13 protein-coding genes are annotated in these 13,419 nt (G+C 29.5%); all 13 read left to right on the top strand.

The window, feature by feature from the left end; translation table 11 throughout:
* Window positions 1–33: 33 nt before the first annotated feature.
* The 13 genes from DCO46_RS11315 to DCO46_RS11255 all read left to right on the top strand — a co-directional run bounded on the left by DCO46_RS11315 (window position 34) and on the right by DCO46_RS11255 (window position 13,369).
* On the top strand, window positions 34–984 hold the full coding sequence (locus DCO46_RS11315; protein ID WP_116752663.1) for a GDP-L-fucose synthase family protein: 951 nt from the start codon (window positions 34–36) through the stop codon (window positions 982–984).
* 64 nt (window positions 985–1,048) lie between these two features.
* Window positions 1,049–2,122 (top strand): GDP-mannose 4,6-dehydratase, encoded by a 1,074-nt coding sequence (gene gmd, locus DCO46_RS11310; protein ID WP_116752662.1) that lies wholly within the window; start codon window positions 1,049–1,051, stop codon window positions 2,120–2,122.
* Between the two features lie 64 nt (window positions 2,123–2,186).
* Window positions 2,187–3,212 carry an N-acetylneuraminate synthase gene (gene neuB / locus DCO46_RS11305; RefSeq protein WP_116752661.1) on the top strand — a complete coding sequence of 342 codons (1,026 nt, stop codon included), beginning with the start codon at window positions 2,187–2,189 and terminating at the stop codon, window positions 3,210–3,212.
* Complete coding sequence (locus tag DCO46_RS11300; RefSeq protein ID WP_116752660.1) at window positions 3,206–3,652, top strand: GNAT family N-acetyltransferase; 447 nt, start codon at window positions 3,206–3,208, stop codon at window positions 3,650–3,652. Before neuB ends, DCO46_RS11300 begins: the two co-directional genes overlap by 7 nt.
* The gene (locus tag DCO46_RS11295; protein ID WP_116752659.1) at window positions 3,642–4,490 is read left to right on the top strand and encodes a TIM barrel protein; all 849 of its coding nucleotides are present in this window, start codon (window positions 3,642–3,644) and stop codon (window positions 4,488–4,490) included. Before DCO46_RS11300 ends, DCO46_RS11295 begins: the two co-directional genes overlap by 11 nt.
* The gene (locus DCO46_RS11290; protein ID WP_116752658.1) at window positions 4,480–5,925 is read left to right on the top strand and encodes an aminotransferase class I/II-fold pyridoxal phosphate-dependent enzyme; all 1,446 of its coding nucleotides are present in this window, start codon (window positions 4,480–4,482) and stop codon (window positions 5,923–5,925) included. Before DCO46_RS11295 ends, DCO46_RS11290 begins: the two co-directional genes overlap by 11 nt.
* A gap of 6 nt (window positions 5,926–5,931) precedes the next feature.
* A complete protein-coding gene (locus DCO46_RS11285) occupies window positions 5,932–6,624 on the top strand; it encodes a cytidylyltransferase domain-containing protein (RefSeq protein WP_116752657.1) in 693 nt (230 codons plus the stop codon).
* A 3-nt stretch (window positions 6,625–6,627) separates the two neighbouring features.
* Window positions 6,628–7,806: a sialidase family protein gene (locus DCO46_RS11280; RefSeq protein WP_116752656.1), complete on the top strand. Its 1,179-nt coding sequence runs from the start codon at window positions 6,628–6,630 to the stop codon at window positions 7,804–7,806.
* Window positions 7,807–8,009: 203 nt separating this feature from the next.
* Window positions 8,010–9,413: a lipopolysaccharide biosynthesis protein gene (locus DCO46_RS11275; RefSeq protein ID WP_116752655.1), complete on the top strand. Its 1,404-nt coding sequence runs from the start codon at window positions 8,010–8,012 to the stop codon at window positions 9,411–9,413.
* A 2-nt stretch (window positions 9,414–9,415) separates the two neighbouring features.
* Window positions 9,416–10,873: a hypothetical protein gene (locus DCO46_RS11270; protein WP_116752654.1), complete on the top strand. Its 1,458-nt coding sequence runs from the start codon at window positions 9,416–9,418 to the stop codon at window positions 10,871–10,873.
* Entirely contained in the window at window positions 10,851–11,546 is a 696-nt protein-coding gene (locus tag DCO46_RS23225; RefSeq protein WP_243416298.1) for a CatB-related O-acetyltransferase, read from the top strand. The genes DCO46_RS11270 and DCO46_RS23225 overlap by 23 nt, the downstream gene beginning before the upstream one ends.
* 79 nt (window positions 11,547–11,625) lie before the next feature.
* Window positions 11,626–12,753 (top strand): glycosyltransferase family 4 protein, encoded by a 1,128-nt coding sequence (locus DCO46_RS11260; protein ID WP_116752653.1) that lies wholly within the window; start codon window positions 11,626–11,628, stop codon window positions 12,751–12,753.
* A 10-nt stretch (window positions 12,754–12,763) separates the two neighbouring features.
* Window positions 12,764–13,369 carry an acyltransferase gene (locus DCO46_RS11255; protein ID WP_116752652.1) on the top strand — a complete coding sequence of 202 codons (606 nt, stop codon included), beginning with the start codon at window positions 12,764–12,766 and terminating at the stop codon, window positions 13,367–13,369.
* Window positions 13,370–13,419 lie beyond the last annotated feature (50 nt).

Here is a 13,419-nt window from a genome sequence, read left to right as displayed (position 1 = left end):
AAGAGCCAAATATTTAATTATAATAAAACAATAATGAATAAAGAAAAAAAAATATATATTGCTGGACATAACGGAATGGTGGGTAGTGCAATTTGGAGAGCTTTATCATTAAAAGGATATACTAATCTGATTGGTGTCTCTAGTAAAGATCTAGATCTTAGAGATCAGAATAATGTTAAAGATTTTTTTGAGCATCATAAACCCGATGTAGTTATCGATGCGGCAGCAAGAGTTGGAGGCATTTTAGCTAATAATGATTTTCCATATCAATTTATCATGGAAAATATGCAAATACAAAATAATTTGATAGATACAGCATTAAAATCTGATGTGGAAAAATTTATTTTTCTCGGAAGCTCATGTATATATCCAAAATTAGCACCACAACCTCTTAAAGAAGAATATCTTTTAACTGATACATTAGAGCCAACAAATGAATGGTATGCAATAGCTAAAATTACAGGAGTCAAAACTTGTCAGGCTATCCGCAAGCAATTTGATAAAGATTATGTTAGTTTAATGCCTACTAATTTGTATGGAACCCATGATAATTTTGATTTAAAATCATCACATGTACTTCCAGCAATGATAAGAAAATTTCATGAAGCAAAGCTAAATAATAATAGCTCTGTAAGTCTTTGGGGTAGTGGAAGTCCAATGAGAGAGTTTCTGTTTGTGGATGATATGGCTGAAGCTGTTGTTTTTGCCTTAGAAAATAAACTTCCAGATTATTTATATAATATTGGTACAGGAGAAGATTTAACGATTAAAATGCTAGCGAACACTATCCAACAAATAATAGGCCATAAAGGTGAAATTATCTGGGATGATACAAAACCAGATGGAACACCTAGAAAATTAATGGATGTATCTAAAATGCATGAACTGGGTTGGAAACATAGAGTAAATTTGGAAACAGGAATTCAAAAAACTTATGATTGGTTTTTAGAAAACGAAGGGAAATATAAAGAAGTTAAATTATAATAATGCGATAGAGTATAAAATCATTTTAAATACTCTTGAATTAGCCTAATAAAAAAATAGAAAAATGAAAACAGCTCTGGTAACTGGTATTACAGGTCAAGATGGATCGTATTTAGCTGAATTATTATTAGAAAAAGGATACATGGTTCATGGCGTAAAGCGTCGAGCATCCTCTTTCAATACACAGCGTATAGATCATATTTATCAAGATCAACATGAAGCACATGTAAATTTTAAACTGCATTATGGGGATCTGACTGATTCAACTAATATTATTAGAATAATTCAAGAAGTTCAACCTGATGAAATTTATAACTTAGGAGCTATGTCTCATGTTAAAGTTTCATTTGATTCTCCTGAATATGTTGCAAACGTTGATGGGATAGGAACATTACGTATTCTTGAAGCAGTTCGAATCTTAGGGTTGGAAAAAAAGACTAAAATTTATCAGGCATCTACTTCAGAACTTTATGGTGGATTGGCAGAGAATAAAAACGAGAAAGGTTTTTATGATGAAAACTCACCATTCTATCCACGTTCTCCGTATGGTGTAGCAAAGATTTATGGTTTTTGGATTACGAAAAATTATAGAGAAGCTTACAATTTATATGCATGTAACGGAATTCTGTTCAATCATGAATCTCCAAGACGTGGAGAGACTTTTGTGACTCGTAAAATTACGATGGCTACCGCTGCGATTGCAAAAGGAAAACAAGATTGTCTTTATTTAGGAAATCTAAATTCACAAAGAGACTGGGGACATGCGAAAGATTATGTAGAAGCTATGTGGAGAATTTTACAACAGGATGTCGCTGAAGATTATGTAATTGCAACCGGTGTTACAACATATATTCGAGATTTTGTTATAATGGCTTTTGCAGAAGTTGGTATTGAATTAATTTTTGAAGGCGAGAATGAAAACGAAACTGCAAGAGTTGCCGCTTGTAATAATCCTTTATATCAGTTAGAAATAGGAAAAGTTGTGGTTCGTGTTGACCCTGAATATTATCGTCCGACAGAAGTAGACTTACTAATTGGTGATCCTACCAAATCAAAAACTAAATTAGGTTGGGAACCTAAATATGATTTGGCTGGATTAGTTAAAGAAATGGTAGCAAGTGATTTAAAACTATATTAATTGCAGATTAATAATAAAGTTCATTTTTTGAATGATTTTAATAAATATCTAATATAGAATAAAGATGAATAAACTTTATAATAAAGTATACATAATAGCAGAAGTAGGTGTTAATCATAACGGAGATCCTAAACTTGCAAAAGAACTGATAAAGGAAGCAAAAGAATCAGGTGCAGACTGTGTAAAGTTTCAAACTTTCAAAGCTGAGCAAATAGTAACAAAATCATCACCTAAAGCTAAGTATCAATTAGAGGTAACAGATAAAAACGAAAGTCAATTTGACATGTTAAAGAAACTGGAACTTGGCTTTGACGTTTATAAAGATCTTATTGATTATTGTAAAGAACTTGAAATTGATTTTTTATCAACTCCATACAATAAAGAAGATTTAGATTTTTTAGAAAAACTAGATGTACATACTTATAAAATCGCATCGGGACAATTAACAGAACTACCTTTTTTAAGATACGTGGCAAAAACCAATAAAAGAATTTTGCTTTCTACAGGTATGGCAACCATGGCAGATGTTTTTAATGGTGTTGAAGCTATTAGAGGTGTAGGTAATAACAATATTGTAGTACTTCAATGTACAACGAATTACCCTTCTAAAATTGAAGATGCAAATATTTTAGCGATGAATAGTATTAAAACAGCATGTAATGTAAATGTGGGATATTCAGATCACGTTGAAAATAATTTTGCTTGTTTTGCAGCAGTTGCTTTAGGTGCAGAAATTATAGAAAAACATTTTACACTAGATAAAAACATGGAAGGACCTGATCATTCATGTTCATTAACACCTGTTGAATTTAAGTCAATGGTATCTGGTATTAGAGATATTGAGGCAGCTCTTGGAAGTACAGTAAAAAAACCTTCTAAAATTGAGGTTGAAAACAGTGCAGGGATGAAAAGAGGCCTTGTTATCGTTACACCAATTGAAAAAGGAACAGTTATAACAGAAAAGCATATTGGCTTTAAAAGACCACTAAAAGGTATTCCTATAAATATGTTAGACGAAGTAATTGGAAAAAAAGTTACTAAAGATATGACTATAGATGAATCATTAGACTACAATTGTATTGAATGGTAGATGATATGATAATCAAGCGAATAAATACTGAAAACATCAGCATTTTAGAACAATTTGTTCAGAATATTGGTGATTCAGTTAAGTCTTTTAGGTATTTTAGTACCAGGCCTTTAGAGGTGATTTCTAATCATTTATTGACAATTGTTGTTTTAAATAATGATATGCCAATAGGGTATGGTCATTTAGATAAAGAAGGAGATGTCGTTTGGTTGGGTATAGCAGTTTCAGAAAATAACAAAGGGAAAGGCATAGGTAAATTAATTATGAACTATTTACTTGATTATGCCGATACAGAAAGTATTAATGAAGTTTGTTTATCTGTAGATACAAATAATCTAGTTGCTATTGGATTGTACGAAAAGTATGGCTTTCGGGAATTTAAAAAGCTAGAGAAGAATTATGCTGTTTTAATGAAAAGAAAAAAAGATAATGGAATCTAATATATATGTCAGTTCTTTAGCCTTTATAGGAAAACCTGTAGAAGATATTATAAAAGTTTGTTATGAAAATAATTTTAACTTAGAGTTTAGTTCTGGAATGCCATATAGAGATGATATGGAATCGATTTATTCTGAATCGGTTTTAACCAGAATGCCGCATAATTATTTTCCTGCACCAAAAGATCCGTATGTTTTAAATTTAGCAAGTAGTAATGATGAAATTAGAGCAAAATCTATTGCTCACTGCAAAAACGGATTAAGCTTATCTAAAAAAAGTAATTCTCCTTTTTTCTCAGCTCATGCTGGATTTTGCATTGATCCGGACCCAAATGAATTGGGCAGAAAAATTGCCATAAAAGAAAATTACGATAAGAAAATTCATAAACAATTATTTCTTGATTCGGTAAACGAAATTTTGGAATTTGCCGATAAAATCAAAGTAGATTTCTTAATTGAAAATAATGTTTTGGCACCATTTAACTTTGATGGAACAAACCCTCTGCTTTGTTGCGAATTTTCAGAAATAGATTGGCTTTTTGATAATATTAAAAATCCAAGGTTAGGTTTGCTATTAGATACAGCTCATCTAAAAGTAAGTTGTAAAACTCTCCAGATAAATCTACAAGAAGAGTTTGAAAAAATCGAACCTTTTGTAAAAGCATTTCATCATAGCGATAATGACGGAACGATAGACAATAATTTAGTACTAAAGGAAGATTATTGGTTTTTACCTTATATGAAAAAGTTTAAAGAATATGTTCATGTTCTTGAGATAAAAGCTCAAGATGTAAATGAAATAAAAAATCAAATAAAATTACTTAAAGAAAATGGACGTTAAGGATGTAATTATAAATCAGGATGCTAAATTGAGGGACGCCCTTCAATTACTGGATAAATTAGGTTTAGGTATACTATTTATTGTTGATGATTTTGAAAAATTGGTTGGAGTTTTAACAGATGGTGATATTAGAAGATTCTTATTGCTAAATGGGAATCTGGATAATAATGTTAAAGATGTAATGAATACTAACTTTTTTTCACTATCAGTTGATTCAGACAATGAAACAATTCTCAATAATATAAACAATAAGATTAAAGTTATTCCTTTAGTTGATGATTTAGGAAAAATTGTTGATTACGCTTCAATTAATAAATTACGTAGAATTTCGATTTCTGCACCACTTCTTGAAGGTAATGAATTGTTATATGTAACAGATTGTATCAAAACAAATTGGATTTCTTCTCAAGGTAAATATGTTAGATCGTTTGAAAAATTATTTTCTGATTATCACGAAAACTACTCAGCTTTGGCAGTCAGCAATGGGACTGTTGCTTTACATTTAGCTTTAGATGCATTAGGAATTGGTGAAGGAGATGAAGTACTTGTACCTAATTTGACTTTTGCAGCTTCTATAAACGCAATTATTTATACTGGTGCTACACCAGTATTAGTTGATGTTGAAAGAGATTCTTTTAATATTGATATGGATAATATTGAAAAACATATTACAAATAAAACAAAAGCGATAATGCCAGTCCATTTGTATGGACAGTCTTGTGACATGGATAAAATTGTTGCAATCTCAAAAAAACATAACTTACTTATAATTGAAGATTGTGCAGAAGCATTAGGATCTAAATACAAAAACAGGCCTCTTGGTGTATTTGGAGATGCTGCAACTTTCAGCTTCTTTGGAAATAAAACAATAACAACAGGAGAGGGTGGAATGGTATTGTTTAAAGATTCTGTGGTTGCTAATAAAGGTGCTGTTCTTAGAGATCATGGTATGAGTAAAGAAAGACGCTACTGGCATGATTTTGTTGGATACAATTATAGATTGACCAATTTACAAGCTGCTATAGGTGTTGCTCAATTTGAAAGATTAAATGAGTTTGTAAATGCGAAAAGAAAGTTAGCTGAATCTTATAACGAAACATTAAGTAAGTATTCTTTTTTTCAAATACCTGTAGAGAAACAAGATACATATAGCTCATATTGGCTTTATACTTTTTTAGTGAAAGAAGAAGCTCCGTTTACGAGAGAAGAATTGATGAACTACTTGAGTAAAAGAGGTGTTGAAACCAGACCTGTTTTTTATCCACTTCATATTATGCCTCCTTATAAATTGTTTGGAAATGACGAAAATCTAAAAGTATCTTCTGATATATCTGTACTGGGTATGAGTTTGCCATCTTCAGTAAGTTTGTCAGTAGTTGAAACAAATTACATATGTAGCTGTATTTCAAGTTTTATTGACGAAATTAAAGGTTAGGCCAAAATGTTAAAAAGAAAAATACTTTATATAATCCCCGCCAGAGGTGGGTCAAAAGGAGTTTTAAATAAAAACATAAGAAATTTAAATGGCAAGCCTTTGATTAGTTATTCAATCGAAGCGGCTTTAGAAATTTCAGATAGTGAAGATATTTGTGTATCCACAGATTCTTTAGAAATTAAAAAAATAGTTGAAGATTCAGGGTTAAAAGTTCCATTTTTAAGACCTTCAGATATAGCATCTGATTCCGCAACTACCGAAGATGTATTATTACATGCAATTAATTTTTATAAAAGTATTGGTATAAATTACGAATATATTGTTTACCTCCAGCCGACATCCCCTTTAAGAAAAAGTGATCATATAAGAGGAGCAATACAATTAATTGATTCTAATGTAGAATTGATAGTTTCAGTAAAAGAAACAGATTCAAATCCTTATTATGTTTTGTTTGAAGAAAATAATGATGGAATTTTAAAAAAAACAAAAGACGGAATTTATACTAGAAGACAAGATTGTCCTGTTGTTTATGAATTGAATGGAGCTATTTATGTCATTAAAGTTGATAAGCTATTAGAAAAAGGGTATCAAAAATTGAATATGACAAAATATGTTATGCCCAAAGAAGCTTCTATTGACATTGATGACATTGTGGATTTTAAGATCGCTGAGATTTTAATGAACGAAACGGAATTATAGTTTATGATCAATAAAAATACTTTATTTCATATAAAATTATTAATCTCTAAAGAAATGTTTATGTCTGTAAAATTTTTTTGCCGTTTGTTGTTTTTGTTTGTGATTTTTAGTTGTGAAGCTGAACAACAAGAGGACGATGTTACAATAAAATTAGATGCGACGCAGGAAGTGTCTCCAAGTAATGTTGATTATTCTGTTGTATTGAAAAGTGGATTTATGCAAAGACAATATTCATATTCTTCAACCATAAAATTAGACGATGGATCTTTTTATATGGCAGGAGTAAGTTGGGCAAGTTTTGATGACCTAAGTAAAAACACCAAAATTATAGGTGTTAAAAGTACTGATAATGGAAAAACCTGGTCAAAGCCTGAAATTTTACAAGAAAATATTGCAACCATTAATGTCTCGAATCCTAGTTTGATAAAAGTTTCGGATCAGCATTTATTATTGTTTTTTGCAGCAAAGGAAAGCACTAGTAATATTAATCTCTATTTTAAAGAATCATTTGATCAAGGAAAAAGTTGGGGGTCTCCCAAAATAATAAATGATTTTAATACCGGATATTATGTAATGAATAATGATAGGGTAGTTTACGAAAATAATCGCTTATGGGTTCCTGTTGCTGTTCCAGATGGAGAAATTTTCAAAACGTATGACTCACAAAAAGTTTTTTGTTATTATTCAGATGATTTAGGTGTTACCTGGAAGAAAACTGTTCGCTTGAAAAAGAATTATGCACTAATGGAACCATGCATAACAGTTTTGTCTGAAAAAGAATTACTTTTAAATATTAGAACTAAAAAAGGCACTGTACTTTTTGCCCGATCATATGATAATGGGATAAACTGGGCTTTTGAATATTCAAATTTAAAATCTCCTGCCTCACCTCAAACAATTTTTAAGAAAAAAAATTCAGATATACTTTTTATTGCCTGGAATAATACCAATTCTGATTTTTCAAAGTCAGCAGGAAACAGGACTCCACTTTCAATTGGATACAGTACAGATAAAGGACATAATTGGAAATTAATTGGTAATATTGAGACAGCAAGTGAATATTCTTTTAGCTATCCATCTATGTTTTATGATAAAGATAATCTATATCTTAATTATTATGAAATGAATAATATTTCAAGAAACGTATCGATAAAATTAGCAAAAATCGATATTAAGCTATAAATGCTTTAATGATGATTTATTTTTATTCTTATGAGAACTTGTTTTATCAAGGATATAAGTATAATCAGAATAATTTGAATTAAGAATAATCTTAAAATTCAATTTTAAAAGGATACAAGGATTATCCTTACAATATTGAAACTTTAATTTTAAAAATAAGTATCGATGTTCTTAATTTAAAAATGTTAATATATTAATTTATAATGTTAAAAAAGCTTTTCTCTCATACCGCAATTTATGGACTTGCTCCTCAAGTTTCTAAAATTGCCGGTTTTTTAGCTTTACCAATCATAACAAAAGAATTAACGTCTAGTGATTACGGTGTTTACGGGCTTTTAACTGCTTATACTTCAGCAATTTCTGTACTTTCTATTTTGGGACTTCGTTTGGTTTTAGTTAACTCTTTTTACCATTCGCCAAAACAATATAAGTGGTCATGGCGCCAAATTTATGGGTTTTTAAATTTATGGAATATAATTTATGCTATAATTTTAGGAATATTAGTACTAGTTATTATTCCGCCAGAAGCCTCAGCCAATAAATGGTTAATACTTTTTTTAAATATTATTCCGCTTGTTTTTTTTGGTCAAACATCTATGGTTGGATTAACTTACTATCAGTTAAATCAGAAGCCAATGCAAATAGCAATGAGGAGTCTGTTTTTTGGTGTTTTAACTGTAGCTCTAAATGTAATTCTAATTGCCTATTATAAAATGGGATATATGGGATGGTTTTGGGCAAATTTTATTGTCGGTATTTTAAATAATCTATCCTATTGGTATCCTTTAAATGTGAAATATAAAATTACTCCTATTTATAATTTTAAATGGAAACATATAAAGAAAAGTCTAAAAGTCAGTTTGCCAATTATACCACATCATTATTCATCATATTTATTAGATAGCTCAGATAAAGTATTGATGGATTTTGAAAAAATCTCGACAAGTGACATCGGTAAATACAATGTTGCTTATACTGTTGGTAATATATTTAATGCTTTAGGTGTGGCAGGAGGATACGCTGTAGGGCCACTGATGAATGAAAAATATAAAAAAAATGATGATAAGGGAGCCAGGGATTTAATCTTTGTTATGCAAATTGCTTTCTTTTTTTTAACTTTTACAGCTAGTCTGTGGATGAAAGAAGTTTTTCAGTTGATGATTCAAAATAAATCGTTAAACACACTTTATCCACTCGCTATCATAATTGTCATGTCTTATAATTATAGGCCGATGTATTTGGGCTCAGTAAATAAATTGTTTTATAAAGAGAAAACTACTTTTTTATGGAAACTTACATTGACAGCTGCAATAATCAATGTAGTACTTAATTTAATATTTATGCCATTTTATGGATATAAAGCTGCAGCTTTCACAACTTTTGCTGCTTTTCTATATATGGGTTATGCAGGGTTCTATTATAAAATTTTTAAAGAAATAAATAATACTAATTTTTATCAATTGTGGTGGCTTATTGCTACAATTGTTTTGACATTTTTAGCGTATGAATTTGTTGAGTATTCTATAATTACAAAAATATTTATCTCTATAATATCTTCATTAGCTATATTTCTATGTATAGTTAAATTTAATAAAAAGCTTAGTTAAGGATGGAGTTCGAACAGAGAGAAAAATTAATATATTTTTTGAAAGATGCTGAAGGTAAATTTCCTGTACAAGAATGGAAAATAGAGGGGGTAAGAGCTTGGCCAATTATAAAAACATCTGTTTTTTTTGTTAGTTACGAGAAAAAAGAAGTTGCACAAAAAAGTATAAAAAAGTATTTCATCAATTTTTTAAAATTGATGAAATTGAATGTTTTGTATTCTTTCATTTGCTTAAAAACGCTAAAGTTTAAAAAAATTGATTTTTTATTTTCAGGTTTTTTTGGGCATAGAGTTTTATTTGAGAAGTTTTTCTACAATCGTTATTTTGATCCAATCATGGATTATTTAGAATCACATGGATATAAATCAAAGATTTTTGAATATGAGAAAATGCAAGGCTCTATTCATTATCGTCAGGATCGTGTTTTTGATGCTACAAAGCTCATTCATTATTTTAAATTTAAAAATAAGAATATTGATATTGATTTTGAAAAACTTGAAGGGTTTAGCGAATTAATGCAAGAATTCGAAAACCAGATGAAAATTTCTACTAGTGAAATTTTGGAAAGAATATCAAGTGAATTTAATAATGCTTTATCTTGGAAAAATTTATGGCTCACTGTCATAGATAAAAGTAAAGTTCAGAATGTATTTGTTTTATGTTATTACAATAGTAAAATGTACGGATTGATATTAGCAGCAAAAGAGCGAAATATTTTATCCGTAGATATGCAACATGGCGGTCAGAGTGATTTTAATTGTGCTTACAATTTTAGCTCATTACCACAAGATGGGTACGAATTACTACCTGACTATTTTTGGACTTGGGATAAAGTTTCAGCTAATAATATCTTTAAGTTTACTCAAAATTCAACCCACAATGTAATTGTCGGAGGTAATCCTTGGATTAATTTTTTAAAAAATAAAAGCATTTTTTTAGATAATAAAAAGGTTATTTTATATACTTTACAAACAACTCAAACACCAGTTTTGCATCCTTATATTATTGATGGGATAAAGAATACCCCAGAAGAATATACATGGTGGCTTAGATTACATCCAAGAATGACTGATATTGAAATCTCTACATTACATGAACAATTAAAAAATGAAAATTTAATTGATAGAGTAGAAATTGAAAAAGCATCAAGACTTCCTTTACCACTAATTTTGGCTCAGTGTTCAGCTCATATATCACATTTTTCAGGTAGTATTTTGGAAGCAGATTTAATGAATATTAAAGTTAATGTAGTAATAGATAAAATAGGCAAAAAGTTTTTTAAGAAGATTTTGGATGAAAAAAGAGCTTTTTATTTTGACCCACTTACAGAATTGAATTTATTTACATTTATTCAAAATTGTATTGTAGATCAAGAATCATCAATAGAAAAACTTGTAGAAGAAATGGATTATTTTGAAGCTATTAAAATTTTTACCAATGAAAAGTTTATTTCTCAATAAGGTTTATACCCATATATATAATAGATTTTTAAGATTTAATTTAATCTCAATTTCTAGTTCTTCAAAAATTTCTGCATCTGCTGTTTTGAACAATGTTCAAATATACGGTACTGTTAATATTGCTGATAAAGTATTGATACAGGCAGGAGTTAGTATTAATACTTCTCAAAATGCTAAGGTTTCTATTGGTAAATACAGCGTTGTCAATGGACCAAATACAGATTTTTATGCGTCATTAAATTGTATAGAAATAGGAGCATTCTGCAGTATTGCGAGAAATGTTTCTTTTCAGGAATTTACTCATTATACAAATAGAGTTACAACTCATTTGATAATGAAACATATATTTAATGGTGAACATCCGGACATTGTTTCAAAAGGACCAATTAAAGTAGGTAATGACGTTTGGATTGGTGCCCATTCTGTTATTTTATCTGGTGTTACCATTGGAGATGGAGCAATAATTGCCAGTAACAGCGTAATTAATAAAGATGTTCCTCCTTATGCTATTGTTGGTGGTTCTCCGGCAAGAATAATCAAATATAGATTCGATAAGCCTACAATTGATAATCTTTTAAAAATTAAATGGTGGGATTGGGATCTAAAAAAGATTAAAGCGAATAAAGAATTATTTTTAACCGAAGATTTATCTAATCTAAATGATTTTTTATAATTAGTTGCAATAACATTTTTTATTGAGGAAAATAATATAAGATCATCAATATTAAGGTTTTTTAAATCTAAATTATTCTATGAAAAAGAAAATTTTGTATATACATCATGGAGGAGCTATGGGAGGTGCACCTAAAAGTGTATTCTATCTAATTGACAGTATAGACAAGTCTAAATATGACGTTATTATATGGGTAATGCGAAATGGACCTGTTGTTCCTATGTTTCAAAAACTGGGAATTCCGGTTTTAATTAGTGACTCAAAATGGCATCAGCCTTTTCATGGAACAACTGTATCAGGAATGTCATTTATGATTTTTTTGAAAAATATTTTAGGTTATTTCCCAACCTACTTTTTTGCTAAAAAATTAATTAAAGAGATACAGCCAGATGTCATTCATTTAACTACTACTTGCTTATTTCATTTTGGAAGGGCTTCAAAAAAGGTAAGCAAAAAGACTTTGGTAGTTTCACATGTCAGGGAGCCACTTTTGCCTAATTTTTTTGGTAATATCTTGCTAAAAATGAATTCCAGCTCCGTTGATAAATTTATTGCAATAAGTAACAACGATGCTGCTCCATTTGTACAAAATGGAAATGATGTTACAGTCATTAACAATTTTGTCAATGTAGGTGAATATGTAAAGAGCGAATCTGTTAGAAAGGAAAAAAGAGATGAATTAGGTGTTTTAGATGATGAAATCCTAGTCTCATATTTTGCCAGGGTTTCTCCTTCGAATGGAACTTTAGATTTGATTAATATTGCAGAATCTTTATTTTCTCATAAAAAAATTAAATTTTTCATCTTCGGTTTTGAAAATGATACTCCATATGCAAAAGAAGTAAAAGAAAAAGCTTTTTCTAATGTTTTCTTCATGCCAATGATTTCTAATGTAGCTGATTATCTTTGTGCTTCAGACATGTTAATAAGCCCTTTCAAAACTGCCCATTTTTCGCGTGCAATTGTTGAGGCAGCCTCAATAGGTATTCCTTCAATTGCCACAAATGTTGGCAGCCAGAATGAATTAATAATCAATAATGTTACTGGATTTTTGTATACAGAGAACAATGAAGCAATTGAAAAGATTTTAAATCTTTCTAATAATAAGCCATTAAGAACGTTGTTGGGGGAAAATGCAAGAAAATTTGCAGAAGAAAAATTTGACGCCAAAAAAAATGCAGAATTGACTTTTAATTGTTATTTATAGTATCAATCAAATGAAAAGAATAATTAAATTAATAATTATTGTACCGTATAGAGCCTTAAAGAACAGTTATTACTTTGTTTATAATTTTTTGATGTTACGAATTAATGCCGTCTCATTTAATAGTATGCCTAAAATAAATGGAAAACTATTAATTGTAAATAACGGCTCTTGTCATCTTGGAGATAATGTTATTTTTAATAGTAGTTTAGAATCTAATTTAGTTGGCTTATATAAACAGTCGACAATTGCAGTTAAGAAGAATGCAAAATTGATTATTAAAAATGATACTGGTTTTTCGGGTGTTTCCATTTTTTGTGAAAGTAGCATAGAAATTGGAAAATTTTGCAATTTTGGAGGAAACGTCGCTATCTGGGACACCGATTTTCATCCTATAGATTACAAATTAAGAAGAAAAGGATTTGAAAGCACAAAAACGGCACCAATCATAATTGGAGATGACGTTTTTATTGGAGCAAATAGTATTATTTTAAAGGGCGTAACTATTGGTGATCGTTCAATAATTGGTGCAGGAAGTGTGGTTACAAAAAACATTCCGAATGATGAAATTTGGGCTGGAAATCCAATAAAAAAAATTAGAAATATAGAAAGTTATTAAATTTATAAATCCGGAATCTCAAACTCTAAGAAATGATAGATTTAATACTT

The organism is Flavobacterium sp. HTF, assembly GCF_003105115.1.
Lineage (GTDB): Bacteria > Bacteroidota > Bacteroidia > Flavobacteriales > Flavobacteriaceae > Flavobacterium.
This window is presented reverse-complemented; position numbering and strand designations above follow the sequence as displayed.